The sequence below is a fragment of the Bradyrhizobium betae genome, assembly GCF_004123905.1.
In the GTDB taxonomy this organism is placed as follows: domain Bacteria; phylum Pseudomonadota; class Alphaproteobacteria; order Rhizobiales; family Xanthobacteraceae; genus Bradyrhizobium; species Bradyrhizobium betae_A.
Genome location: NZ_MZXW01000041.1, coordinates 42991 through 69368, shown reverse-complemented (window position 1 = coordinate 69368; position 26378 = coordinate 42991). Strand labels below are relative to the sequence as shown.

The window sequence follows — 26378 nt, the reverse complement described above, 5'->3', positions numbered from 1 at the left end:
CGCTTGAAGATCGAGCGCGTCGGAGGGTTCGCCGGCTTCGGCGGCCCTCACCTCAAAAGTCGTGGTGAAGTGGTGTTGTCGGATCTGTCGGACGCCGATCAGAAGACGGTGGACCAGCTGTTTGCCGATCCGAGCAAGGTCCCTGCCGCGCATCCCGGCCAGGCCGATGCGTTCCGTTACCGGATCACCCGCGGTGCAAAGACGATTGAAGTCCCCGAACATGCGGTGCCCTCGGCCATCAAGAACAGCGTCAAGGACGTGTTGGAATAGGTTGACGCTGTGATGGAGGAGACGCTGCCGCCGGATTCCGCGGGCGCTTGTTCGGCAGGGGCTTGGGGCATGCCCGCGTCGACGAGCCTCGAGGCCTACCGCGCCTTGCGCGCCGACCGGGCGCGATGGCTGCCGGTCGCGCTCGACATCGCGCGCAGCCACGGCCTCGATGTCCGCTCGCCGCAGGTGTTTTCGACCGGCACCAATCTCGTGGTCGGCCTCGGCCAAAGCCTGATCCTGAAGATCTTCCCACCGCTGCTCCGCGCGCAATTCGTCTCGGAGCGCGGCTCGCTGACACAGCTCGCAGGCCGCCTTCATTTGCCGATCCCCGAGATCGTCGCCGAAGGGACGCGCGACGGCTGGCCCTATCTCGTCATCACGCGGCTATCAGGCACGCTCGGCTCGGAGGCCTGGCCGTCCCTGCCGGAAGACCAGAAGGAGCGCCTGCTGCGCCAGATCGGCGAGACCATCGCCGCCGTGCAGCGCGCGCCGCTCGGACCGCTGGCACACATCGAGCCGCGCTGGGGCGACTTCATGCGTGCCCGGATGCAGGGCTGCCGCGCCAGGCACGAGCATCTCGGCCTTGCGCCGAAATTCCTTGCCGGGCTCGACGATCTGCTGCGCGATGCGACAAAACTCATTCCGATGGACGCGCCGCCGGTGATCCTGACCGGCGAATACATTCCCGAGAATTTTCTGCTTGCCTGTCATGACGGCACATGGTCGCTCGCCGGCCTGTTCGATTTCGGCGACGTGCGGGCGGGATGGCGCGACTACGATCTGCTCGGCCCCGGCGCCTTCATGGCGGCGGGCCGGCCGGGGAGGGTGCGCAGCCTGCTCGAAGGTTTCGGTTATGCGAAGCCGGATTTCACGCTCAGGCGCCGCCTGATGGCGCTGATGCTGCTGCACCACGCCAGCGACCTCAACAGCCACATCTGCATCGATGGCTGGCAGGACAAGGCGGACGATCTCGTCGCGTTGCAGGAGCTGATCTGGGCGGGCTCATAGCCCCAGCCGTCATTGGAGCGAAGCGACGAAGCAATCCAGGAATCCCTCCACGGATACATTCCTGGATTGCTTCGCGGAGCCTGTCATCCGGCCCGCCGAAGGCGGGACCGGGTGGCTCGCAATGACGAGTTTGATACGCGAGTCTTAATCCCTTCGAGAGGGCAGCCCGCAATATGGGACGTCAGATGGAGGTGGTGACAAATCGGGCTGATAGAAGGGCAGCATATTTTATAGGCATAATTCAACCTTTGTATGCAATGGCTGCGGCTGCTCAAGAAAACGCCAAGGCGATAGTCGCTGGAATGTGATGCAAAATCAAACGGGTAGGCTAGTTGTAAGCTCTTGTTAAGCCTTGGCACGAACCTTGCGAATCCCTGTTCCAACCAGAAACTTTTGCGTTGGAGCCGTTTCATGAAGCGCCGCGATTTCCTCAAGTCCGTTTCCGGATTGGCCGCTGGCGCGGCGCTTCCGGCCATTCCGTCGGTGATCTCGTCGGCCAAGGCCGATGCGCGTTCGGAGACGCTGCTGATCGTCTCGGAAGGCGGGCCCAACAATCTCGACATCCACGGCGTCGGCACCAACGTGCCCGGCTATGAGGTGTCCTGGAATTGCTACGACCGGCTGATCAGCCATGAGATGAAGGTCGGCCCTGGCGGCGTGCCCTATTACGACCGCGACAAGTTCAAGGGCGAGCTCGCCGAAGAGTTCAAGATCGACGACATGTCGGTCACCTTCAAGCTGAAGAAGAACGCCAAATTCCACGACGGCACGCCCGTCACGGCGAAGGACGTGAAGTGGTCGCTCGACCGCGCTGTCACCGTCGGCGGCTTCCCGACCTTCCAGATGAGCGCGGGCTCGCTGACCAAGCCGGAGCAGTTCGTCGTGATCGACGACTACACGGTGCGCGTCGATTTTGCCAAGAAGGATCGTCTCACGATTCCCGATCTCGCCGTCATCGTCCCCTGCATCATCAACTCCGAGCTGGTGAAGAAGAACGCCAGCGAGAAGGACCCCTGGGGTCTCGAATACACAAAGCAGCAGACCGCGGGCTCGGGCGCCTACAAGGTGACGAAGTGGACCGCCGGCACCGAAGTGGTGATGGAGCGCAACGAGGATTGGGTTGGCGGTCCCTTACCGAAGATCAAGCGCGTGATCTGGCGCATGGTGCCGCAGGCCGGCAACCGTCGCGCACTGCTGGAGCGCGGCGACGCCGACATCTCCTACGAGCTGCCGTTCAAGGATTTCCAGGAGATGAAGGCGAGCGGCAAGCTCAACGTGGTGTCGCTGCCGTTCTCCAACGGCATCCAGTATATCGGCATGAACGTCACCAAGCCGCCATTCGACAATCCCAAGGTACGTCAGGCGGTCGCCTACGCGATTCCCTATCAGAAGATCATGGATGCCGTGATGTTCGGCCTCGCCAACCCGATGTTCGGCGCACCCAAAGACAAGCCGACCGAAGTCGCCTGGCCGCAGCCGCACAAATACAACACCGACATCGAGAAGGCGAAGGCGCTGATGGCGGAAGCCGGCCTCGCCAATGGCTTCGAGACCACGATCTCGTTCGACCTCAACTTCGCCGGCGTCAACGAGCCGCTCTGTGTGCTGGTGCAGGAGAGCCTCGCCCAGATCGGCATCAAGACCACCATCAACAAGGTGCCCGGCGCCAACTGGCGCACCGAATTGAACAAGAAGGAGATGCCGCTCTTCACCAACGTGTTCTCGGGTTGGCTCGATTACCCCGAGTACTTCTTCTACTGGTGCTATCACGGCAACAATTCCGTCTTCAACACCATGAGCTACAAGTCGGCGGAGATGGACAAGCTCATCGACGGCGCCCGTACCGCCGCTGCGACCGGCGATACCGCGACCTACGACACCGACGTGAAGGGTTTTGTCGATCTCGCCTACAGCGACATCCCGCGCATCCCGCTGTACCAGCCCTTCGTCAACGTCGCGATGCAGAAGAACATCAGCGGCTACCAATACTGGTTCCACCGAAGGCTGGACTATCGCGCGATGGCGAAGGGGTGAGGCGTCATGCTGATCGTCGGCGACGCATCGGCATGTGCGGGTCTTTCGGATTCCAGTGAGGTGGCCACCGCCCTCTCATTCCCTCCCCCCTTGTGGGGGAGGGGCAGGGAGGGGGGTAGCCACGAACTCCGACCTCTCCCGGAGCCACCCCCCTCCCTAGCCCTCCCCCACAAGGGGGGAGGGAATGCAGCGGAGCGCGCGGGGCGAGCTGGCTCACAAGCACAGCGCAGAAGGAGTGCCACGCCATGCTGACCATGATTGGCAAACGCCTGATGTTTGCGATCCCGTCGCTGATCGGCGTCGTCATCGTCACCTTCCTGCTCACCCGCGCGCTACCCGGTGATCCCGCCGCCTACTTCGCCGGCCCCGCGGCAACCAAGGAAGCCGTCGAGCAAATCCGCAAAAAGCTCGGCCTCGACAGGCCGCTGATCGAGCAGTTCTTCCGCTACACCAACGATCTCGCCCACGGCGATTTCGGCAACTCGCTGACCACGGGACAGCCGGTCGCCGCGGAAATCCGCAACCGCCTGCCGGCCTCCGCCGAACTCACGCTGCTCGGTCTCATCGTCTCGATCGTGATCGCCATTCCGCTCGGCGTGCTCGCGGCCACGCGGCCGGGATCATGGGTCGACCATTTATGTCGGGTGACGACGACAGCCGGTGTGTCGCTGCCCGTGTTCTTCACCGGCCTCGTGCTGGTCTATGTCTTCTACTTCCAGCTCGGCTGGTCGCCAGCTCCGCTCGGCCGTCTCGACGTGTTCTACAGCGCGCCGCAGACGGTCACCGGGTTCTATCTGATTGACACCCTGATCGCGCGCGACCTCGAGGCGTTTCGTTCGGCGCTGAGCCAGCTCATCCTGCCGGCGACGACGCTTGCGATCTTCTCGCTGGCACCGATCGCGCGCATGACGCGCGCCTCGATGCTCGCGGTGCTCTCCTCCGAATTCGTGCGCACCGCGCGCGCCAGCGGGCTGTCGCCGGCGACCGTCATCGTCACTTACGCGTTTCGCAACGCCATGCTGCCCGTCATCACCACGCTCAGCATGGTGTTTTCGTTCCTGCTCGGCGCCAACGTGCTGGTCGAAAAAGTGTTCGCCTGGCCCGGCATCGGCTCTTACGCGGTGGAAGCGTTGATCTCGTCGGACTTCGCGCCGGTGCAGGGTTTCGTGCTGACCATGGCGGTGATGTACGTGCTGCTCAATCTCGTGATCGACATTCTCTATGGCGTGATCGATCCACGCGTCAGGTTGGAGGGCTGAACCATGAGCTCCGTTGCGCCTGCTGTTGAACCCGTCGGTCCTGCGCAAACCTCGGGCCTCGTCGCGCTCCTCGAACAGACCCGCTACGTTCTCGGCGAGAACAAGGTCACGGGCTTTTCCTTCGCCCTGCTGATCGTGATCCTGCTTGCCGCGATCTTCGGTCCCTATGTGGTGCCGTATGATCCGCTCGCCTCCGACACGGCTGCCGCGCTGAAAGCGCCATCGGCCGCGCACTGGTTCGGCACCGACCAGCTCGGCCGCGACATTTTTAGCCGCGTCGTGGTGGCGACGCGGCTCGATACCTTCATCGCGGTCGCCTCCGTCGTGCTGGTGTTTTTGATGGGCGGCCTCGCCGGCATCGCGGCCGGTTATTTCGGCGGCTGGACCGATCGCATCGTCGGCCGCATCGCCGACACCATCATGGCGTTTCCGCTGTTCGTGCTCGCCATGGGCATTGTCGCCGCGCTCGGCAACACCGTGCAGAACATCATTTTGGCCACCGCCATCGTGAACTTCCCGCTCTACGCCCGCGTCGCGCGCGCCGAGGCCAACGTCCGCCGCAACGCCGGCTTCGTGCAGGCCGCGCGGCTCTCGGGCAACGGCGAATTCCGCATCCTGCTGGTGCACATTCTCCCCAACATCATGCCGATCATGATCGTGCAGATGTCGCTGACCATGGGCTACGCCATTTTGAATGCCGCCGGCCTCTCCTTCATCGGCCTCGGCGTCCGCCCGCCGACCGCGGAATGGGGCATCATGGTCGCCGAGGGCGCCGGCTTCATGGTCTCAGGCGAATGGTGGATCGCGCTATTCCCGGGCCTCGCGCTGATGATCGCGGTGTTCTGCTTCAACCTCCTCGGCGACGGCCTCCGCGACATCGTCGACCCCCAGCGGAGGACGTGATGGTCAACGTCTGGCAAAAATTATCCAATGATTTCAGAGCGGCTTCTACTGTGCATGGGGTTGTTTTCGATCTTTTGATTGACGCGAGGCCTGCATGACCGCCCAGCCCCTGCTCGACGTCCAGGATCTCACGGTCGAATTCACCACCCGCCGCGGCATCGTGAAGGCCGTGCAGCACGTCAACATCTCCGTCGCCAAGGGCGAGACGCTCGCCATTGTCGGCGAATCCGGCTCGGGCAAGTCGGTGACGTCCTATGCCGTGATGCGCATCCTCGACCGTGCCGGCAAGATCGCCGAGGGCTCGGTGATGTTCTCGGGCATCGACGTGAAAGCCGCGACCGAAGACCAGATGCGCGATCTGCGCGGCCGCGAAGTCTCGATGATCTTCCAGAACCCGCGCGCGGCGCTGAACCCGATCCGCAAGGTCGGCGACCAGATCGAGGACGTGCTGCGCACCCATGTGCAGCAAGCCATGGTTTCGGATCGCGGCGAAAAGGCGATCGAGGCGCTGGAGCAGGTCAAGATCGCCCGCCCGCGCGAGCGCTATCACGCTTATCCGTTCGAGCTGTCAGGCGGCATGTGCCAGCGCGTCGTCATCGCGCTCGCGCTGGCCTGCAATCCGCAACTGCTGATCGCGGACGAGCCGACCACCGGCCTCGACGTCACCACGCAGAAGGCGGTGATGGACCTCATCGTCGAGCTGACCAAGCGCAAGGCGATGTCGACCATCCTGATCACGCATGATCTCGGCCTCGCCGCAGCCTATTGCGACCGTGTCGTGGTGATGGAGAAGGGCCGCGTGGTCGAGACCGCCAAGGCCGCCGACATTTTTGCGAACCCGCAGCACCCCTATACCAAGAAGCTTATGCGCGCGACGCCGCGGCTTGGTGTGAGCCTGCGCGATCTATTGCCGGAAGAGGAGGGCGCTGCACTCAACGCCGCCCACCTTGAAACCGCTCCGACGGTCGCAGCGGGCGCGGAGAAGGCGCCCCTTCTCCTCATCGAAAAACTCGTCAAGGAATACCCCCGCCAGGGCGCCACGGCCACGCTCGGAAAGCTGTTCGGCCGCAAACCGCCTGTGGAGCCCGACGTGTTCCGTGCGGTCGACGGCATCAGCTTCTCGATCGGCCATGGCGAGAGCGTCGGCCTCGTCGGCGAATCCGGCTGCGGCAAATCGACCACCTCGATGATGGTGATGCGACTGCTGGACCAGACCTCCGGCCTGATCCAGTTCGACGGCGAGGACATCGGCGCGATGGCGCCTGCCTCCTTCGCCCGGCTGCCGCAGCGCAGCCGCATCCAGATGGTGTTCCAGGATCCGACCGACAGCCTCAACCCGCGCTTCACCGCCGTGCGCGCCATCGCCGACCCGATCATGCAGCTCGGCGACATCAGGGGCCGCGACGCGCTGCGCGCCCGCTGCGAGGAGCTGGCGACGATGGTGGGCCTGCCGCACAATCTGCTGGATCGGTTTCCGCACCAATTGTCGGGCGGCCAGAAGGCCCGCGTCGGCATCGCCCGTGCGATTGCCCTGCATCCGAAGCTCGTCATCCTGGACGAGCCAACGGCGGCGCTCGACGTGTCGGTCCAGGCCGTGGTCCTCAACCTGCTCCAGGACCTGAAAGCGCGGCTAGGTATGAGCTATCTGTTCGTCTCGCATGATTTGAATGTAGTGCGCTTGTTGTGCGATCGTGTCATTGTCATGCGGACGGGTCGAATCGTCGAGGAAGGCTCTTCCGAGAGGGTTTTGAGCGATCCGCAGGACGACTACACCAAAGAGCTGCTGACGGCGATCCCGCATCCGCCGTTGCCGGTTCACTGAGATTGTTTGGGAGCGTAATGGCCGCCGAAGCCCTGGACGACTATATCGACGCCGTTTCCAAAGCGCTGGCGCTGCCGGTCGAGGAGGCTTGGAGACCGGCGGTCCGCGCCAATCTCGAAGTGTCGCTGCGGCTCGCCCGTCTGGTCGACGAATTCGCGCTGCCGGACGAGACCGAGCCGGCGCCGGTCTTCACAGCCTGACGCCGCCATGACCACCAGGCCAGAGATGAATGCCGTCGACATCGCGAAAGCGGTTGCAGGCGGCAAGATGTCCGCGCTCGATGCCACTGAAGCCGCCCTCGCGCGGATCAAGCAGCACGACGGCATCCTCAATTCCTTCACCGAAATCACAGCCGATCGCGCCCGCGCCAAGGCGCGCGTGATCGATGCCGACATCGCGGCCGGCAAGGAGGTCGGTCCGCTTGCCGGCGTGCCTTTCGCGGTGAAGAATCTGTTCGACGTCGCAGGCCTGCCCACGCGCGCCGGCTCGAAGATCAATCGCGACCTCGCGCCGGCGAAGCGCGACGCCACGCTGATCGAGCGGATGGAAGCCGCCGGCGCGGTTCTCGTCGGCGCGCTCAACATGGGCGAATATGCTTACGACTTCACCGGCGAGAACGTCCATGACGGTCCCTCGCGCAACCCGCATGACACCACGCGGATGAGCGGCGGCTCCTCCGGCGGTTCGGGCAGCGCCGTCGGCGGCGCGCTGGTGCCGATCGCGCTGGGATCGGACACCAACGGCTCGATCCGCGTGCCGTCGTCGTTCTGCGGCATTTTTGGCCTGAAGCCGACCTATGGCCGGCTGTCGCGCGCGCGGTCGTTTCCGTTCGTCGCGAGCTTCGATCATCTCGGCCCGTTCGCGCGCTCCGTCACCGATCTCGCGCTCGCTTATGATGCGATGCAGGGGCCGGATGCCGACGATGCCGCCTGCACGACGCGCGGGTTGGAGCCGACGCTGCCGCTGCTCGCCAATCCGGTTTCCGATTTGCGCATCGCGACCGCCGGCGGCTACTTCCAGAACAATTTGTTTCCCGAGGCCGTCGAAGCCGTCAGCCGCGTCGCCAAGGCGCTTGGCGCGACGCGCGTGGTCGATGTGCCCGAAGCCGCGCGCGCCCGCGCGGCGGCTTACGTCATCAGCACCACCGAAGGCGCTTCGCTGCATCTCGATCGCCTGCGCAAGCGCCCGAACGATTTCGATCCGGCGGTGCGCGACCGGCTGATCGCCGGCGCCATGGTGCCGGCGCCGCTGGTCGACCGCGCGCAGAAATTCCGCCGCTGGTATCGCGCGCAATTTGCCGAGATCTTCAAATCGGTCGACGTGCTGATCGCGCCGGCGACGCCCTGCACCGCGCCGAAACTCGGCCAGGTCAATTTCAAGCTCGACGGCGTCGAATTGCCGGTGCGCGCCAATATCGGCATCCACACCCAGCCGATCTCGTTCGTCGGCCTGCCGGTGGTCGCGGTGCCCGTGCCGCTCGAGCCGTTGCCGATCGGCGTGCAGATCATCGCCGCGCCCTGGCGCGAGGACATCGCGCTGCGCGTCGCGCACGCATTGGAGAAGATGGACGTCGTCGCTGCGCCCGCGCCAAGGGGACTTTGAGAGGAATTTGAAATGGAGATCGATCTCCCGGACGTGCTCGCGGAAGTCAAAGCCGCGTTTGACCGCTACGAGCAGGCCCTGATCACCAACGACGTCGCCGTGCTCGGCGAGCTGTTCCGCAACGATCCCCGTACGCTGCGCTACGGCATCGGCGAGAACCTCTATGGCTATGAGGCGATCTCCGGTTTTCGTGCCGGCCGCTCGCCGGTCGGGCTCAATCGCCGCACCGCAAAGACCGTGATCACCAGCTATGGCCGCGACACGGCCGTCGCCTCCACCTTGTTCTATCGCGACACGGCACCCGGCAAGGTCGGCCGTCAGATGCAGACCTGGATTCGCTTCCCGGAGGGCTGGCGCGTCGCCGCCGCCCATGTCAGCATCATCGACGAGGCCAAAGAGACCTGACCGTATGACGCTTGACGATCTTCCGCCCGGAACACTGCCGGCCGAGCCGGTGGTGCCGCGGGTCGACCGGGCACAGCCTAGCGTGCACAAGGTCACGCGCGCCGAGGAACTGCGGCTTCAGCTCGCCGACGAGATCGTTCGTGGAACCCTCGCCCCCGGCGCGCCGCTTGATGAAACCGACATCGCGCGGCGCTTCAGCGTGTCGCGCACGCCGGTGCGCGAAGCGCTGCGCCAGCTGGTGGCGAGCGGCCTTGTCGAGGCCCGGCCCCATCGCGGCGCGGTGGTGGCGCAACCCTCGTTCGAACGGCTGACGAGCATGTTCGAGGCGATGGCCGAGCTCGAGGCGCTGTGCGCCGGCCTCGCCGCCGAGCGCATGTCCGCGGCCGAGCGCCACGGCCTCGAAGCCGTGCACGAAGAGCTGCGGGTCTTGAGCTACGCCGGCAATCCCGACCGCTTCCACGAGGTCAACGAGCGCTTCCACAACGCGATCTATGCCGGCTCGCAGAACGGCTACATCGCCGAGATCACGCTGGCGACGCGCGTGCGCGTGCAGCCGTTCCGCCGCGCCCAGTTCCGCAATCTCGGACGTCTTGCCAAATCGCAAGCCGAGCACGACCGCGTCGTCGTCGCCATCATGCGCGGCGACAAGCAGGGCGCCGCCGCCGCCATGCGCGCGCATATCGAATTGGTGCGCGGGGAGTATGAGATCTACGCGGTGTCGGTGTAATCTCGTAGGGTAGGTTAGCCGAAGGCGTAACCCACCACTGGTCGTCTCCGCGGAAGTAGAAGAGGTGGGTTGCGCTGCGCTAACCCACCCTACGTCGCCGCCTTCTCCGCCATGAACTTCCGCCAACCACCGGACGCCGTGATGTCGCGCGCTTCGGCCAGCACCTCCGGCTCGACGAGAAAACCCTTCACGCTGCGGCCATCGGTGAGCCTGATCGTGCCGATCGCCATCGGCGCAGGAATCGCGTTGACGAACCTGCCGAACGCCGACGACGACAGCGACCAGATCTCCAGCTCGATCGATGCACCCGTGCCGGCCCCGACGCGCAACATGCCTGGCTTCGGCGGCGTGGTCTTGAGCGCATAGAGCTTGTAATCTGGCGCGGTCCTGGTCGCTTCGATCAGACGCGCGTTTAGCGCCATCAATTCGCCATTCAGCGCCATGCCGGACAGATGCGCGCCGACCACCGCGATTGGAATTTCGTCGATGCCGCTTGCGACGAGCGGCGCGAGCGGTGCTTGCGCCACGCCCTTCGCGCCAACGGTCAGCTTCGTATCTGCATGGAACACGCGGCCGATGCTCGCAAGCATCGCATCACGCCCGGCGGGCGCGAGCAGCGTGATGCCGAACGGAATGCCGTCCGCCCGCATCGATGCCGGCACGGCGAGGCCACAGAGGTCGAGCAGGTTGACGAAGTTCGTATAGGTGCCGAGCCGGCTGTTGAGCTCGATCGGATTGGCGAGCACCTGTGCAGTCGTATAGGCCGTCGGCGCCGTCGGCAGCACCAGCGCGTCGATATTGGCAAACGTGCGCTCGGCGATCTTGCGCAGGCCCTGCAAACGGTAGAGCGCGGAGAATGTGTCCGCCGCCGTCAGCCGCGCGCCGGCCGCGGTGATTTCGCGCGTGACCGGATGGATCGTATCAGGCGCGGACGCCAGCAGATTCTTGATCACGAGATAGCGCTCGGCGACCCAAGGGCCCTCATAAAGCAGCCGCGCGGTCTCGTAGAACGGCTCGAGGTCGAACTCGACCAGCTTCGCCCCGAGCGCCGTCCAGCGCTTCAGCGCATCTGCATATGCCGCTTCCGCCTTCTTGTCGCCGAAGAAGATCAGCTGTCCGTTGCGCGGGACACCGAGGCGCAAATTGGCAGGGAACGGCGTGACCGCGCCAAGCGGCCGGTCGCGCGAGAACGGATCGGCCTGGTCGGGTCCCGTCATGACGGACAGCGCTAACGCGGCATCGTCCACCGTCAGCGCAAACACCGAGATGCAGTCGAGCGTGCGGCAGGCCGGCACCATTCCCGCAGTCGAGATCATGCCGAGGCTCGGCTTCAGCCCGACGATGTTGTTGAGCATCGCCGGCACGCGGCCGCTGCCGGCGGTGTCGGTGCCGAGCGACAACGGCACGAGGCCCGCGCCGACCGCCGTCGCCGAGCCCGAGCTGGATCCACCCGGAATCAGATCCTCGCGGATCGAATTTTTCGGAATGCCGTAGGGCGAGCGCACCCCGACGAGGCCGGTTGCGAACTGGTCGAGATTGGTCTTGCCGATGATGATGGCGCCGGCCGCGCGCAGGCGCTCCACCGCGGTCGAGTCATGCGTTGGCGTAGTGGAGAAGGCCGGGCAGGCCGCCGTGGTCGGAAACCCCAGCGCGTCGATATTGTCCTTCACAGCAACCGGGATGCCGTAGAGCGGCAGGCTGGCGGTGTCCTTTGCCGCGAGCTTTTCGGCTTCCGCGATCGCGTCCTTCTCGTCGCGCAGACTGATGAACACCGCGGGATCGTTGTGGTCGCGGATGCGCTGATAGGTCCGCGCAATCGTCTGCGCCGGCGCGACCGTGCCCGCGCGATGCGCGGCCACAATCGCGGCGATCGTTTCAGGCTGCTCAGCCCCCATTTTCAGCCCTCATGGCGACAAAACTCCGGCAACTTGTCCTCACCCGGATTGAAGCAAGCGATGTGCCATTGTGTACAGAATCCGGGCAGCGCGGGTGCCTCGGATATTATCGTGGGATCAGTGAGTTGGGGGATATTTCGAGCGCCAGCCGGACGTTCGCGGCAGCGCCCTGTTACGGGCACCTGCTCAAATCATGTGCAGTCGCGATCAAGTGAAGTCGGCGAGGATCTGGAGCAGCCGCTCCCGGTTCGCCTTGCCGATCCTGGCCTCGACATGCCGCTCGTGCTCGGCAGCGAGCCGCTTGAACTTCGCCAGCGCCGTCTCGCCCTGTGTGGTGAGGTGCATGGCGTGGGAGCGCCGATCCGTCTTCGACTTGATCCGCTTCACCAGCCTGCGCTGCTCGAGGCTGTCGAGCAGGTGCACCAGCCGCGCGCGCTCGATGCCGAGCCGTTTTGCCACCGCCATCTGCGACAGGCCCGGATTGGCGCCGATCACCGTCAGCACCGAATATTGCGTCGGCCGGATGTCGACATCGCCGAGCGTCTTGATGAAGTCCTGAAAGATCCAGATCTGGAAGCGCCGCACCGCATAGCCGGCGTGGCCGATCAAGGCATCGAGGCCGATCTCATCGGCGTCGATCCGCCGCGCGGCGCCGTTGCCGGCGCGTTTGCGTGGGGAAGTCTGGGATGCGGTAGCTGTCACGCCGTGTCTCCTGCCGTGCGACCTTAGCGGCTCGATCGCGGAAGCGAAAGATTGTTGTTGACGACAACAATTGTCCTGCCCAACATTATGGCCAAAGCAGCCCGGAACGAGGCTGCGGCCGATCCGGGCATCCGGGCGGAGGAGGAAACCATGACAACCGCCGCACATGGCGACGCTTCGAGCCTGTTCGCAACGCCCAAGACCGTCGCCGAGCATCGCGCCGACGGCAGCATCGTGCTGCGCTCGGGCAAGCCCTTGCGCGACAGCGCGCGCTGCATCGGTGATTGGCTGGAGCAATGGGCGCGGCAGACGCCCGATACGATCTTCCTTGCCGAGCGTGACGGCGCCGATGCACCCTGGGCCACCGTGACCTACGCGGGCGCCCTGCGGCGGGTCCGCGCGGCGGCATCCTGGATTCTCGCGCAAGAGTTCAGCGCCCAGCGCCCCGTCGTCATCCTCTCCGACAACAGCATCGACCATGCGCTGCTGGCGCTGGCCGCCCAGCATGTCGGTGTCCCCTCGGCTGCGATCTCGCCCGCCTATTCGCTGATGTCAAAGGACTTCGACAAGCTGAAGAGCATGATCTCGTTGCTTCAGCCGGGCGCGATCTATGTGTCTGCGACGAAGCCATTCGCGGCAGCGCTGGCCGCGATCAAGCCGCTGCATCATGCGCAGGTCATCAGCGGTCATGCGAACGATGCCGATGCGTTGGCGTTTCGCACGATCGCGGCAACGCCTGAGACGTCCGACGTCGCCAAGGCCTTCGCCGCGGTGACGCCGGATACGATCGCAAAATTCCTGTTCACCTCGGGCTCGACCGGCACGCCGAAGGCGGTCATCAACACCCAGCGTATGCTGACCTCGAGCCAGCAGGCCAGGGCACAGACCTGGACGTTCCTCGAACAGACCCGCGACCTCGTCATCCTCGACTGGCTGCCCTGGAGCCATACGTTCGGCGCCAACCACAATTTCAACCTCGTTCTGCGCAACGGCGGCTCGCTCTACATCGACGGCGGCAAGCCCGCGCCCGGCCTCTTTGCGACGTCGCTGGCCAATCTGAAAAGCGTGATGCCGACGGTCTATTTCAACGTGCCGCGCGGCTTTGACATGCTGATCGCGGCGCTGCGCGGCGACGAGGAGCTGCGCCGTCGTTTTTTCAGCGAGGTGAAGTTTGCCTTCTATGCCGGCGCAGCCTTGCCGCAGAATCTCTGGGATGCGCTCGAGCAGCTCTCGATCGAAACCGTCGGCCGCGCATTGCCGATGGTCTCAGCCTGGGGCTCGACCGAAACCTCGCCGCTGGCCACCGATTGCCATTTCCTCGCCGAACGCTCCGGCAATATCGGCGTGCCGATTCCCGGGACCGACCTGAAGCTCGTCAGCTCAGGCGACAAGCTGGAGGTGCGCGTGCGCGGCCCCAACGTCACGCCGGGCTATTGGAAGGCGCCGGAACTGACAAAGCAGGCGTTTGACGAAGAGGGTTTTTATCTCATCGGCGACGCCGTGAAGCTTGCTGACAGCGCGCGGCCCGAGCGCGGCCTGTTCTTCGATGGCCGTGTCGCGGAGGACTTCAAGCTCAACTCCGGCACCTGGGTCAGCGTCGGCACATTGCGCGTCGCCGGCATCGCCGCACTGGCGCCGCTCGCGCAGGATATCGTCGTCACCGGGCACGGTGGCGACGAAGTGCGGTTCCTGGTGTTCCCGAACATCGCCGCGTGTCGCGCGCATGCCGGTTTGCCCGAGGCGGCAAGCGTGAGTGAGTTGCTCGCGCATGACAAGGTCAGGACTGCGATCGCGCAGGGGTTGGTAACACTGAAGCAGGAGGGCGCCAATTCCTCCGGCCATGCCACGCGCGCGCTGCTGCTCGCCGAACCGCCATCAGTCGACGGCGGCGAGATCACCGACAAGGGCTACATCAACCAGCGCGCCGTCCTCACGCGGCGTGCGGATGCGGTGGCGCGGTTGAATGATGATGCGTCGGGTGAGTGGATCGGTTTGTAACGGGTGAAAGGCTCCCGTGCCCCGGACGCAGAGCAGCACGCAGTGATGCGCTGCAGAGCCGGGGCCCATCTCTCCTAGCGCGTGCGGCTGCATGGGTCCCGGCTCTGCGTCGCGTTATTTCATGCCGCGCCGCGTCCGGGACACGAGAGCAGGGTTGAAAATAAGCCAGCCATTCTGCCGCAATACCCCGGATGATTCTTTTGTTGCTTAAGCAACTAATTTGTGCGAACCGTTCCAGGCAAGGATGACGGCGGGGGAACCGCCGCGCCGGATCGGAGGAGACGATGCTCGGCAGAGAGGGTGCCGCGGCCAAGCGCTGGCGTATGCCTGACAATGGCGGACGATCTCGCCCGGCGAGCGATCTGTCAGGCCTCGGTGCCGCCGGTCACTGCGCCCAGATTCTCGTGCAGCCGGCGCAACAAATCGATCAGCACCTCGCGCTCGTCCTTGCTGAGACAAGACAGCAGCCGCCGCTCGCGCTCGAACGCCGCGACAATCACCTTGTCATGGGTCGCGCGGCCGCGCGCTGTCAGCGAGATCGAATGGGTGCGGCCGTCATTCGGGTCGGTGCGGATCGACACCAGTCCGCGCTTCTCGAGCCCAGCGAGCGTGCGGCTCACCGGACCTTTGTCGAAACCGATGACGTGGCAGATCCGCGAGGCTGGTATGCCGGGCTCGATCGCCAGCAGCGACATGATCCGCCATTCCGTGACGTTGACGCCGAACTGCTTCTGATAGAACGCGGTCGCGCTGTTCGAGAGCTTGTTGGCGATGAAGGTGATGAAGGCCGGAACGTAGCGATCGAGATCGAGCGTCGGCCCGGTCTCGGCGGGCGCGGGCTTTTGGCGGGCTCTGGTCGAAGACGGCGGCATATCGGGATTCTGTCTCGCGGCGTGCCTGATGACCTAAGGGCAAGCGCGGCGCTTTCACAAGATCAAAATGAGGGAGGATTCTTATGAGCGCACCCGGCTCGACTGTATCAGGCGTCCCGCATCTCGACGTCGATCCCTTCGACATGAATTTTTTTGCCGATCCTTATCCCACCCATGAGCTGCTGCGGGAGACGGGGCCGGTCGTCTATCTCGACAAGTGGAAGCTCTATGGCGTGGCGCGCTATGCCGAGGTTCATGCCGTGCTGAACGATCCCGCAACGTTCTGCTCCAGCCGCGGTGTCGGCCTGTCCGACTTCAAGAAGGAGACGCCGTGGCGGCCGCCGAGCCTGATCCTCGAGGCCGATCCTCCCGAGCACACCCGCACGCGCGCCGTGCTCTCAAAGGTGCTGTCGCCGACCGTGATGAAGGGACTGCGCGAGCGCTTTGCCGCGGCGGCCGAAGAGCGGGTCGACACGCTGCTCGAAAAGCGCAGCTTCGATGCGATTTCTGATCTGGCCGAAGCCTATCCGCTGTCGATTTTCCCGGATGCGCTCGGACTGAAGCCCGAGGGTCGCGAAAACCTCATTCCCTATGCGAGCCTGGTGTTCAACGCCTTCGGCCCGCCGAACGAATTGCGCAAGGAGGCGATCGCGCGCTCGGCGCCGCATCAGGCCTATGTCACTGAGCAGTGCCAGCGCGACAACCTGACATCAGGCGGCATCGGGGCCTGCATTCACGCCCATGTCGACGAGGGTGCGATCACGGCCACGGAAGCGCCGCTGCTGGTGCGCTCGCTGCTGTCGGCCGGCCTCGACACCACCGTCAACGGCATCGGCGCTGCCGTCTATTGCCTCGCGCGCTTCCCGGATCAGTGGCAGCGCCTGCGCGATGACCTCACGCTGGCACGCAACGCCTTCGAGGAGGCTGTGCGCTTCGAAAGCCCGGTGCAGACATTCTTCCGTACCACCACGCGCGAGGTCGAACTGTCAGGCGCGACCATCGGCGAAGGCGAGAAAGTGCTGATGTTCTTGGCCGCCGCCAACCGCGATCCCAGGCGCTGGGACAAGCCGGATAGTTACGACATCACCCGCCGTACGTCCGGCCACGTCGGCTATGGCTCCGGCATTCACATGTGCGTCGGCCAGCTCGTGGCGCGGCTCGAAGGCGAGACGATGCTCTCGGCGCTGGCGCGGCGCGTTGCCAGCATCGAGATCACGGGTGAACCAAAGCGCCGCTTCAACAACACGCTGCGTGGGCTCGACAGTCTGCCGGTGACGATCACGCCGGCCTGACGCGACCGCAAATCAGACAGGGGAGGGAACAATGAAGAACCTGAAGTGGGGGCTTGCGCTGGCCGCGAGCCTGATCAGTAGCGCGGCGAGCGCCGAGATCTCCGACAATGTCGTGCGTGTCGGCGTGCTCAACGACATCTCCGGCATTTTTCAGGACACCAACGGCATGGGCTCGGTCGAGGCCGCGCGCATGGCCGCCGAGGATTTCAACGGCGGCGGCAAGGGCATCAAGGTCGAGATCGTCTATGCCGACCACCAGAACAAGGCTGACGTGGGTAATGCCATCGCGCGCAAATGGCTCGATGTCGAAGGGGTCGACGCCATCGTGGACGTGCCGAATTCAGCCGTAGGCCTTTCCATCAACACGCTTTTGCGCGACAGCCGCATGACCTTCCTGGCGTCGTCCACGGCAAGCTCCGATCTCACCGGCAAGGCCTGCTCGCCGAACACCATCCAGTGGGTCAACGACGCCTGGGCGACCGGCAACACCACGGCGGCCGCGATGATGTCGCGCGGCGGCAAGGACTGGTACTTCCTCACGGTGGACTACGCGCTCGGCAAGGGCATCGAGGCGGAGGCACAAAAGTATATCGAGGGGCACGGCGGCAAGGTGCTGGGCTCGTCCAAGCATCCGCTCGGCACCTCCGATTTCGCCTCCTTCCTGCTTCAGGCGCAGGGCTCGAAGGCGCAGGTGATCGGCCTTGCCAACGCCGGTGGCGACACCATCAATGCGGTGAAGCAGGCTGCCGAGTTCGGCGTGCAGCAGAGCGGGCAGAAGCTGGTCGCGTTCCTGCTGTTCATCAACGACGTCCACGGCATGGGCATCAAGGTCGCGCAGGGCCTCCAGCTGATGGAAGCCTTCTACTGGGACATGAACGACGACACCCGCGGCTTTGCAAAACGCTTCGCCGCGCGGCCCGGCATGAACGGTAAGATGCCGAGCGGCAACCAGGCCGGCGTCTATGCCTCGACGCTCGCTTATCTCAACGCGGTCGCCGCGACCGGCAGCGACAACGCGAAGGACGCGGTGCCCGAGATGAAGAAGTTCAAGGGCAAGGACAAACTGTTCGGCGACACCGCCATCCGCCAGGACGGCCGCGTCGTGCATCCCATGTATCTGTTCGAGGTGAAGAAGCCGGAGGAGTCGAAATATCCGTATGACTACTACAAGCTGGTTTCGACGATTCCCGCGGAGCAGGCATTCCGGCCGCTGGCGGAAGGCGGGTGCGAGCTCGTGAAGTAGAGGCGGTCTCGTGCCCCGGATGCAGTGCGGCGCGTAGCGCTGCGCTGCAGAGCCGGGGCCCACAGCCTCTGGGTCCCGGCACTGCGTGGCGTCATTTCATGCCGCGCCGCGTCCGGGACACGAGAGAAGCGCCCCTACACCACCTTGCTTGAGCCTTGCGTAATCAACCTCGCCGCCCGCTGGTCTCGCGCATAAATCCACAGCCAGCTCAGCGCAACGCTGAGGCGGTGACGCAGGCCGATCAGGAAGTAGATGTGGGCGATGCCCCAGATCCACCACGCGATGGTGCCGCGCAGTTTGACCTTGCCGAAGTCGATCACCGCGAGCCGCTTGCCGATCTGCGCGAGGCTGCCGGAGTGCTTGTAGCGGAACGGGCCCGTCGGCTCCCCGCGCAGCCGCGCCTTGATGGTCTCGGCGACGTGACGGCCCTGCTGCTTCGCGGCCGGTGCGATACCGGGCACGGGCTTGCCGTCCCAGGCGTTGATCAAAACAGTGTCACCGATCGCGAATATGTCCGGATGACCGGGAATGCTGAGATCGTCTTCGACCTGCACGCGCCCGGCGCGATCGCTAGGTGCGCCCAGCCATTCGGCGGCGGGTGAGGCGCGGACGCCGGCGGCCCAGATCCGGGTCTTCGCTTCGAGCAGCTTGCCGCCGAACACCACGCCCTCACGGTTGATCTCGGTGACGGCTTGCCCGAGCACGACCTCGACGCCGATCTTTTCCAGCGAGGCCTGCGCATAGGCCGAGAGATCGTCGGGAAAGCCGGCCAGCACGCGTGATCCTGCCTCGATCAGCACCACGCGCGCCTTATGCGTGTCGATGTTGCGGAAGTCGGCCGGCAAAGTGTGGTGCGCCATTTCGGCGATGGTGCCGGCAAGCTCGACGCCGGTGGGGCCGGCGCCGACGATGACGAAGGTCAGCCGCGCGGCGCGCTTGGCCGGATCCGTCTCGCGCTCGGCGCGCTCGAACGCCACCAGGATGTGACGGCGCAAGGTGGTCGCGTCCTCCAGCGTCTTCAGGCCGGGCGCCCACTGCTCCCATTCATCGTGGCCGAAATAGGCGTGGCGCGCGCCGGTCGCGAGCACCAGCGTGTCGTAGGGCACCTCGCTGCCGTCGTCGATCAGCACACAGCGCCTGTCAGCATCGACGCCGCTGACGGTCGCAAACAGCGTCGTCACCTCGCGCCGGTCGCGCATCAGATGGCGGACCGGCCAGGCGATCTCGCTGGTTGCGAGCGAGGCGGTCGCGACCTGGTAAAGCAGCGGCTGGAACAGATGATGGTTGCGGCGGTCGATCAGTGTGATCTCGACCGGCGCGCCCGCGAGACGGTGGGTCGTCTCCAGCCCGCCAAAACCGGCTCCGACGATGACGACGCGATGGGGTGTTGCGGCCATGATGTGCCCTCGAATCTCGCTGCTCTACTTTCTCATTTAAGTGCTGATTGGGTGTCGTGGTCCAATAGCCGTCATCAATCGCCGCATAGGCCCGGTGTATCGATCTGGCGCGTAAAAGCGTCGCAGCCTTGATCATGCCTTGGTCGAAGGTCGAAGTGAGTAGAATTATATTTCTTGCCATCCCCGATTGGGGCGAAATATGGTGCAGGGGCGGGCGCTGAGCCATTGGCGGCGCGACAGATTTTGCGTTCAATAGAGACAGACCCGAAGCGGCGATCACCCCGTTTCCGGGATCAATAATAAGGAGGGGAGTGGTTATGAGGACGGCACTCTGGCTGGCAGGCGCGGCTGCGCTCGTGCTGGCAAATCCGGCATTCGCCGGCGACACCATCAAGATCGGTTTCGTCTCGACCTTCAGCGGCCCGACCGCCGTGATCGGCAACGACATGCGCAACTCCTTCGAGCTCGCGCTCGACCACATGGGCCGCAAGATGGGCGGCAAGCCGGTCGAGGTGATCTACGAGGACGACGGCCAGAAGCCGGATGTCGGCAAGCAGAAGACTGAGAAGCTGGTGCAGTCCGACAAGGTCGATTTCATTGCCGGCTACATCTGGTCGAACGTGCTGCTGGCCTCGCTGAAGACCGCGGTGGATTCGCAGACCTTCCTGATCTCGGCCAATGCCGGCCCGTCGCAGCTCGCCGGTGAGCTGTGCTCGCCTTACGTGTTCTCGACCTCCTGGCAGAACGACCAGACGCCGGCCGCCATGGGCCTCTATATGAACGCGAATGCCGTCAAGAGCGTGTTCCTGATCGGCCCGAACTACGCGGCCGGAAAAGACATGCTTTCGGGCCTGAAGAGCACCTTCAAGGGCGAGATCAAGGGCGAGGAATATACGGTCTGGCCGAGCCAGCTCGACTTCTCGGCCGAACTGGCGAAAGCCCGCGCCTCCGGCGCCGAGTCGATCTTCGTGTTTTATCCCGGTGCAGCCGGCGCGCAGTTTCTCAATCAATATGTCCAGGCCGGCATGAAGACCACCATGCCGCTCTACACCGCCTTCACGGTCGACGAGACGACGCTGCCGTTGCAGAAGGAGAATGCGTTCGGGGTGCCCGGCGCGCAGGAGTGGGTGAACGACCTCCCGAACGAGCAGAACAAGAAGTTCGTGGCCGACTACCGCACGAAATATCCGGGTGCCCGGCCGAGCTATTACGGCGCGCAGGCCTATGACGCGGCGCAGCTCATCAACAGCGCGGTGGTCGCCGTCGGCGGCGACACTTCCAAGAAGGATGCGATGAAGGCCGAGATGGAGAAGGCCAACTTCAAGTCGCTGCGCGGCTCGTTCAAATACGGCAACAACCACATCCCGATCCAGAACTTCTACCTGCAGGACGTGGTGAAGGGCCCCGGGGGCGAGCTCTCGCTGAAGACCGTCGCCACCATCGTCACGAACGACCAGGACCGTTTCCACGAGAAGTGCCCGATGAAGTAAAGCCTCTGCTTCCCTCTCCTCGCTCGCGGGGAGAGGGGGTCTCAGCTCTCTCCCCGTCATTGCGAGCGTAGCGAAGCAATCCAGAATCTCTCCGCGGAAAGACTCTGGATTGCTTCGTCGCTTTGCCCCTCGCAATGACGGCGTGGAGAGAGTGCCCTACGCCCTTGGCATGCTCGCGGGTCGCACCTCGCGGGCCTGCGCTGCGAGCCTGATGCCCGCATTGGCCGCGCCAAAGCCCTGATAGTCCCGCCGCTCCACGATCTCGAAGAAGAACCGCTCATCAAAGATGTGCGTATAGACCTGGAAGAATTCGCCGTCGCCCTCGCGGTCGTAGAGGATGTGGTTGGCGCGCAGCTGCGCCATCAGGTCGGGCGCGAGGTCGTATTTGGCTTCGATATCGTCGTAGTAATTGTCGGGGATATCCAGGAAATCCGCGCCGCGGGCGCGCATCGCGGCGACCGTCGCAAAGATGTCCCGGCACGAGAACGCGACGTGCTGCACGCCTGAGCCAAAAAACTCCGAGATAAAGCGTGCCGGCAGCGTGCGGTTGGCGGAGGAGCCGTTGAGCACGAAGCGCAGGCTCTGGTCGGTGTTGATGACGGCCTGGCTCTGCACGAGGCCTCTGGGGTCGGCGATCTCCATCTGCGGCAGCCGCTTGAGGTCGAGGATGCCGGTGTAGAACAGCAGCCAGGACAGCATCTCGTCATAGGGCATCGACTGCGCGATGTGGTCGACGGCGAGCAGCGCGTCCGCGCCCGCATCGCTTGGTACAGGCTCGAAATCGGTGTCCCAGTTCTTGCCGGCCTGATCGAGAAAATAAAGAAGACTGCCGCCGACGCCGTGGATCGCGGGGATCTCCAGCTCGCCCGGGCCGACCGGCTGGTAGAAAGTGCGCGTCTTCAACGTCTCGGCGCGCTGCATGGCGAGGCCGGCATTGTCGACGTCGAGCGCGATGGCGCAGACGCCGGGGCCGTGAGTGACGTAGTGCGAATGCGCAAAGCCGTCGGTCTCGCAATTGATCACGAGCTCGACCTTGCCTTGCGACCAGCGCTCCACCGCCTTGCTGCGGTGCTTACCGGTTTTGCGGAAGCCGAGTTGCGACAACAGACCGGCAAGCTCGACGGCCTTGGTTTCGTTGACGGCGAATTCGATGAACCCGGTGCCGCTGCTCTTGGCCTTCGGCGCCAAGGGCTCGCTGATGAGTTTCGGCCAATCCGGTGCGAGCTGGTCCTCGAGCAGGATCAGCGAGCGCAGGCCGTCGACCGCAGTTTGCGCGGCCGAGCCGGCGCGGAATTGGTCGTTGAAGATCTCCAGCGACCACGGACCGGCATAGCCGGTGGCCGCGATCGCCTGCATGAATTCGCCGACCGGCAGATCGCCCTGGCCGGGGAAGGAGCGGAAGTGCCGGCTCCACGACAAAATGTCGAGCTCGAGCTTGGGCGCATCCGCAAGCTGCACCAGAAAGATCTTGTCGCCGGGGATCGAGGCCATCGCGCGGATCGGAAAGCCGGGGGCCAGCGCGTGAAAGCTGTCGAGGATGACGCCGATCGCGGGGTGATCGGCGCGCCGCACGATCTCCCAGGCGTCGCGATAGTCGTTGACGTGACGTCCCCAGGCCAGCGCCTCGTAGCCGACGCGCAAACCGCGCTTGGCGGCGCGCTCGCCCAGCTCGCGAAAATCGTCCGCGGCGCGGTCGATGCCGCCGAGCGAGGCGGGCGAGACGTTGGAGCAGATCAGCAGCAGATCGGTGCCGAGCTCCTGCATCAGGTCGAACTTGCGTTCGGCACGGGCAAAATTGCGGGTGCGCTGCGGCTCCGGCATGCCCTCAAAATCGCGGAACGGCTGGAACGCGCAGATCTCGAGATTGAGGTCGCGGCAGAGCTTTGCGATGTCGCGTGGGCCGGCGCCGAACGAGAGCAGATCATTCTCGAAAATCTCGACGGTGTCGAAGCCGGCGGCGGCGATGGCGCGGAGCTTTTCGTCCAGCGCCCCTGAGAGCGAGACGGTCGCGATCGAGCGCTTGTTCATGCTGCATTGTCCTCCATTGCGCCGCCCAGGAACAATTGTCCGATGCGGGGATCATTCAGAATGCGCTTGGCGTCGTCGACCATGCGGGTCTGGCCGAGCTCGAGCACGATGCCGATGTCGGAGATCTCCAGCGCCGAGCGCGCGTTCTGCTCGATCATCAGGATGGTGACGCCGCGGTCGCGCAAGCTTTTGAGGATGTCGAAGGTCTGCTGCACCATCAGTGGCGATAGCCCAATCGAAGGCTCGTCGATCAGCACCAGCTTTGGTTCGAGCAGCAGCGATCGCGCGATCTCGAGCTGTTTCTGCTCGCCGCCCGAGAGTGTGGAGGCCTGCTGCGCCGACTTCCGCCGCAGCGCCGGAAACAGGTCGAGCGCGGCCTCTATCCGCTTTGGCAGGTCGAGGCCTTTACCGGCCGAGACCCCGCCGAGTTCGATGTTGCTGCGAACTGACAGCTCCGGGAAAATGTTGCGGCCCTGCGGCACGTAGCAGATGCCGGCATTGAGCAGCGCGCGTGGGCTCAAGTTTGTGACGTCGCGGCCGGCAAAGCTGATCTTGCCTTCGCGCAGCTTCAAGAGGCCGAAGATCGCCTTGAAGACGGTGGACTTGCCGGCACCGTTCGGGCCGATGATGGTGGTGATGGTTGCCTGTGGCACGCCGAATGTCGTGCCGTTCAAGATCGTCATCTTGCCATAGCCGCCGACGAGATTGTGAACCGAGAGGATCGGGTCGCTCATGGTCTAATGTCCCAAATAGGCTTCGATCACGGCGGGATTTTTCCGCACTTCGTCCGGGCGTCCCATCGCCAGCACCTTGCCTTCCGCCATCACCATCACGCGCGAGCACAGCGACATCACGAATTCCATGTTGTGCTCGATCACGACGAAGGTGGCGTTCTTCTCGCGGTTGATCGCGACCAGGCGATCCTTCAGGTCCGACAGCATTGACGGGTTGACGCCGCCGGCGGGTTCGTCGAGCAGCACCAGACGCGGCCCGCCCATGAAGGCCATGGCGGCATCGAGCAGCTTTTGCTGGCCGTAGGAGAGGCCGCCGGCGGGCTCTGCGGCGAGATGATCGAGCTTGAAGAAGCCGATCATCTGGTTGGCGGCATCTGTCAGCCCGGCATCGGAACGGCCGACCAGGCGCGAGGCCATGCTGCCCTGGTGCTCCTGTCCCGCGAGGATCAAATTCTCGCGCACCGAGAGCTTTGGGAAGACCTGCAAGAGCTGGAAGGTGCGGCTGACGCCGAGCTTGTTGAGTTCGGCAGGCCGCAAGCCGGTGACGGCTCTGCCGTCGAGCTTGACCTCGCCGCCGCTGGGCGTGAGTTGGCCGAGGATGCAGTTGAACAGGGTGGACTTGCCGCAGCCGTTCGGCCCGATCAGGCCGAGGATCTCGCCTTCGCGCACGTCGAAGGAGACGCCGTCGACGGCGCTGATGCCGCCAAAATTCTTTTTGATGTCGGTGACTTCGAGGACCGCGCTCATTGTACCGTCTCCAGGCGCGATTTCGCAACGGCCCGCAGTGCCGAAGCGGCCTTGGTGCGGCGCTCGGCGAGATAGCGATCGAGGATTCCCAGAATGCCGGTCGGCGACCAGATCAGAAGCCCCATCACCGCGACTGCGTAGATCATCAGATAGTAGCCTTCGGTGAAGCGCAGCCATTCCGGCAGCAGCACCGCGATCATCGCGCCGAGGAAGGGACCGAAATAGAAGCCGGCGCCGCCGACGATCACCATCATCAGCAGATCGAGCGAGAGCGACAGGTTGAAGGGAACAGGGTCGATATATTGCGTCAGCGGCGCATAGAGCGCGCCGGCGACGCCGCCGAGCGCCGAGCCGATCGCAAACGCCATCAGCGTGTAGCGTCGCGTGTCGATGCCGAGCGATTGTGCGCGCAGCGGGTTTTCGCGCAGCGCCATGAAGGCGCGGCCCCAGGGTGAGCGGATCAGCCACCACACCGCGACCGAGACAATCGCGAGCGAGCCGAGGCAGACATAGTAGAACGGCAGCGGCTTGCTGGTGGCGATCCCGAAAAAGTGCGGGCGCGGGATGTTGGAGATGCCGTAGATGCCGCCGGTGAGCCAGCTCTCGTTGCGGAATACCAGGAAGGCCAGCGTCGAGAAGGCGAGCGTGACGAAGGCAAGGTAATGGTGCTGCACGCGCAGCGCGGGATAGCCGAGCACCCAGCCGACGGCGAAGCTCAAGGCAATCGCGACCACGATCGCGGCCGGCAGCGGCCAGCCGTGCGTGGTCATTATCGCGGCGGCATAGGCGCCGATGCCGACGAACGCGCCTTGTGCCAGCGACACCTGGCCGGCGTAGCCGAGCGTGAGGTTCAGCCCCATCGCGGCAATGCTCATCACCGCCCACTGGCTCAGGATGAACAGGCCATAGCGGTTGAAGTTCATCGGAATGACGATCAGGCCGGCGATGACGGCAAGGCCGAGCGCGATCTTCAACGGTTTGGCGAAGCCGCTCATACCGTGCGCTCCTCGGCACGACCGAGCAATCCTTGCGGCCGGAACAGGATGACGGCGATCAGGAAGATCATCGGCACGGCTGCGCGGTACTGCGTCGAGACATAGGCGGCCGCGAGATTGTCGAGCACGCCAATCAACAGGCCGCCGGCGATCGCGCCGCGCACCTGGTTGAAGCCGCCGACGATCGCGGCGATGAAAGCAGCCTGGCCCAGCACCTCACCGGAGGAAAACTTCGCGAGGTAAATCGGCGTGATCAGCAGCGAAGCCAGCGCGACCAGGAAGGCGTTGATCAGGAAGGTCAGCAGAATCATGCGCTCGACGGGGACGCCGATGATGCGCGCCACGGTCGGGTTTTGCGCTGCCGCCTGCATCTGGTGGCCCAGCGAAGTGCGGTTCAGGAGCGCGGTCAGGCCGAAGACGGCAACAATGGCGACGGCGAGGACGCCGATGCTTTGCAGCGACACCGCGTGGCCAAGGATGGAGATATCGCCGGTCGGCACAATCGACGGGAAGGGCGAGGCTTCAGCGCTGAAGAACTGTTTCACGGCCTCCTTGAGGCCGATCGCGAGTGCCATGGTCGCGATCGCCAGCGGCAGTACGCCGTGGCGCATCATCGGATCGACCAGCAGCATCTTGAAGGCGAGGCCGAGCAGGAGCATCGAGAGCAGGATGCCGAGGATGATCGCCAGCCAGAACGGCGCGCCGGCATGCATCGCCGCCAGCATCAAAAATGCCGGCAGCATCACGAACTCGCCTTGCGCGAAATTGATGGTCTGCGAGGTCTGCCAGAGCAGCGTGAAGCCAACCGCAACCAGCGCATAGATCGCGCCGGTGGCCAGTCCCGCGACCAGAAGATCGAATAGGTTGGACATGTTCCCCTCTCGCTATCCCTCGCCCCGCTCTATCGTCTCCCTCGCCCCGTTCTTACGGGGAGAGGGAAAAGAAAGGCGAAGCC

At 64.6% G+C, this 26378-nt stretch carries 23 protein-coding genes; 14 read left to right on the top strand and 9 right to left on the bottom strand.

Annotated elements, in window-relative coordinates; all coding sequences use genetic code 11:
- Positions 1-3: 3 nt before the first annotated feature.
- The 10 genes from B5V03_RS29620 (at position 4) to B5V03_RS29575 (ending at position 10030) form a co-directional block, all read left to right on the top strand.
- Positions 4-270: a protealysin inhibitor emfourin gene (locus tag B5V03_RS29620; protein WP_129273932.1), complete on the top strand. Its 267-nt coding sequence runs from the start codon at positions 4-6 to the stop codon at positions 268-270.
- A 69-nt stretch (positions 271-339) separates the two neighbouring features.
- A complete protein-coding gene (locus B5V03_RS29615; RefSeq protein ID WP_245502373.1) occupies positions 340-1278 on the top strand; it encodes an aminoglycoside phosphotransferase family protein in 939 nt (312 codons plus the stop codon).
- 411 nt (positions 1279-1689) lie between these two features.
- Positions 1690-3312, top strand: coding sequence for an ABC transporter substrate-binding protein (locus B5V03_RS29610; RefSeq protein ID WP_129273930.1), 1623 nt, complete (start codon positions 1690-1692; stop codon positions 3310-3312).
- A 245-nt stretch (positions 3313-3557) separates the two neighbouring features.
- Positions 3558-4571: an ABC transporter permease gene (locus tag B5V03_RS29605; protein WP_129273929.1), complete on the top strand. Its 1014-nt coding sequence runs from the start codon at positions 3558-3560 to the stop codon at positions 4569-4571.
- Positions 4572-4574: 3 nt separating this feature from the next.
- Complete coding sequence (locus B5V03_RS29600; protein ID WP_129273928.1) at positions 4575-5474, top strand: ABC transporter permease; 900 nt, start codon at positions 4575-4577, stop codon at positions 5472-5474.
- Between the two features lie 94 nt (positions 5475-5568).
- A complete protein-coding gene (locus tag B5V03_RS29595; protein WP_129273927.1) occupies positions 5569-7296 on the top strand; it encodes a dipeptide ABC transporter ATP-binding protein in 1728 nt (575 codons plus the stop codon).
- A 17-nt stretch (positions 7297-7313) separates the two neighbouring features.
- Positions 7314-7496, top strand: coding sequence for a DUF4089 domain-containing protein (locus B5V03_RS29590; RefSeq protein ID WP_129273926.1), 183 nt, complete (start codon positions 7314-7316; stop codon positions 7494-7496).
- A 7-nt stretch (positions 7497-7503) separates the two neighbouring features.
- Complete coding sequence (locus tag B5V03_RS29585) at positions 7504-8898, top strand: AtzE family amidohydrolase (protein WP_164988370.1); 1395 nt, start codon at positions 7504-7506, stop codon at positions 8896-8898.
- A 12-nt stretch (positions 8899-8910) separates the two neighbouring features.
- Positions 8911-9303, top strand: coding sequence for an oxalurate catabolism protein HpxZ (gene hpxZ, locus B5V03_RS29580; protein ID WP_129273925.1), 393 nt, complete (start codon positions 8911-8913; stop codon positions 9301-9303).
- Between the two features lie 4 nt (positions 9304-9307).
- A complete protein-coding gene (locus tag B5V03_RS29575) occupies positions 9308-10030 on the top strand; it encodes a GntR family transcriptional regulator (protein ID WP_164988369.1) in 723 nt (240 codons plus the stop codon).
- 89 nt (positions 10031-10119) lie between these two features.
- Here B5V03_RS29575 and atzF read toward each other — a convergent pair whose 3' ends face one another.
- Both atzF and B5V03_RS29565 read right to left on the bottom strand, forming a co-directional pair.
- A complete protein-coding gene (atzF, locus tag B5V03_RS29570) occupies positions 10120-11925 on the bottom strand; it encodes an allophanate hydrolase (RefSeq protein ID WP_129273923.1) in 1806 nt (601 codons plus the stop codon).
- A gap of 207 nt (positions 11926-12132) precedes the next feature.
- Positions 12133-12627 carry a MarR family winged helix-turn-helix transcriptional regulator gene (locus B5V03_RS29565; protein ID WP_129273922.1) on the bottom strand — a complete coding sequence of 165 codons (495 nt, stop codon included), beginning with the start codon at positions 12625-12627 and terminating at the stop codon, positions 12133-12135.
- Positions 12628-12777: 150 nt separating this feature from the next.
- On the opposite strand from B5V03_RS29565, the gene B5V03_RS29560 reads away from it, so the two are divergent.
- Positions 12778-14625 (top strand): feruloyl-CoA synthase, encoded by a 1848-nt coding sequence (locus tag B5V03_RS29560; RefSeq protein WP_129273921.1) that lies wholly within the window; start codon positions 12778-12780, stop codon positions 14623-14625.
- Between the two features lie 365 nt (positions 14626-14990).
- Here B5V03_RS29560 and B5V03_RS29555 read toward each other — a convergent pair whose 3' ends face one another.
- Entirely contained in the window at positions 14991-15497 is a 507-nt protein-coding gene (locus tag B5V03_RS29555) for a MarR family winged helix-turn-helix transcriptional regulator (protein WP_129273920.1), read from the bottom strand.
- An 83-nt stretch (positions 15498-15580) separates the two neighbouring features.
- On the opposite strand from B5V03_RS29555, the gene B5V03_RS29550 reads away from it, so the two are divergent.
- Together B5V03_RS29550 and B5V03_RS29545 are read left to right on the top strand one after the other, a co-directional pair.
- On the top strand, positions 15581-16789 hold the full coding sequence (locus B5V03_RS29550) for a cytochrome P450 (protein ID WP_129273919.1): 1209 nt from the start codon (positions 15581-15583) through the stop codon (positions 16787-16789).
- Positions 16790-16820: 31 nt separating this feature from the next.
- Positions 16821-18032, top strand: coding sequence for an ABC transporter substrate-binding protein (locus tag B5V03_RS29545; protein WP_129273918.1), 1212 nt, complete (start codon positions 16821-16823; stop codon positions 18030-18032).
- A gap of 134 nt (positions 18033-18166) precedes the next feature.
- On the opposite strand, the gene B5V03_RS29540 is transcribed toward B5V03_RS29545, so the two are convergent.
- Positions 18167-19429, bottom strand: a complete 1263-nt coding sequence (locus B5V03_RS29540) for an NAD(P)/FAD-dependent oxidoreductase (RefSeq protein ID WP_129273917.1) — start codon at positions 19427-19429, stop codon at positions 18167-18169.
- 317 nt (positions 19430-19746) lie between these two features.
- Between B5V03_RS29540 and B5V03_RS29535 the strand changes: the two genes are divergently transcribed.
- Positions 19747-20919, top strand: coding sequence for an ABC transporter substrate-binding protein (locus B5V03_RS29535; protein WP_129273916.1), 1173 nt, complete (start codon positions 19747-19749; stop codon positions 20917-20919).
- Positions 20920-21075: 156 nt separating this feature from the next.
- On the opposite strand, the gene B5V03_RS29530 is transcribed toward B5V03_RS29535, so the two are convergent.
- The 5 genes from B5V03_RS29530 to B5V03_RS29510 are packed head-to-tail and all read right to left on the bottom strand — an operon-like array spanning position 21076 to position 26295.
- Positions 21076-22947, bottom strand: coding sequence for a bifunctional sugar phosphate isomerase/epimerase/4-hydroxyphenylpyruvate dioxygenase family protein (locus tag B5V03_RS29530; RefSeq protein ID WP_129273915.1), 1872 nt, complete (start codon positions 22945-22947; stop codon positions 21076-21078).
- Complete coding sequence (locus tag B5V03_RS29525; RefSeq protein WP_129273914.1) at positions 22944-23681, bottom strand: ABC transporter ATP-binding protein; 738 nt, start codon at positions 23679-23681, stop codon at positions 22944-22946. The genes B5V03_RS29530 and B5V03_RS29525 overlap by 4 nt, the downstream gene beginning before the upstream one ends.
- A gap of 3 nt (positions 23682-23684) precedes the next feature.
- A complete protein-coding gene (locus tag B5V03_RS29520) occupies positions 23685-24428 on the bottom strand; it encodes an ABC transporter ATP-binding protein (protein ID WP_129273913.1) in 744 nt (247 codons plus the stop codon).
- Positions 24425-25423 (bottom strand): branched-chain amino acid ABC transporter permease, encoded by a 999-nt coding sequence (locus B5V03_RS29515; protein ID WP_129273912.1) that lies wholly within the window; start codon positions 25421-25423, stop codon positions 24425-24427. The genes B5V03_RS29520 and B5V03_RS29515 overlap by 4 nt, the downstream gene beginning before the upstream one ends.
- A complete protein-coding gene (locus B5V03_RS29510) occupies positions 25420-26295 on the bottom strand; it encodes a branched-chain amino acid ABC transporter permease (RefSeq protein WP_129273911.1) in 876 nt (291 codons plus the stop codon). Before B5V03_RS29510 ends, B5V03_RS29515 begins: the two co-directional genes overlap by 4 nt.
- Positions 26296-26378 lie beyond the last annotated feature (83 nt).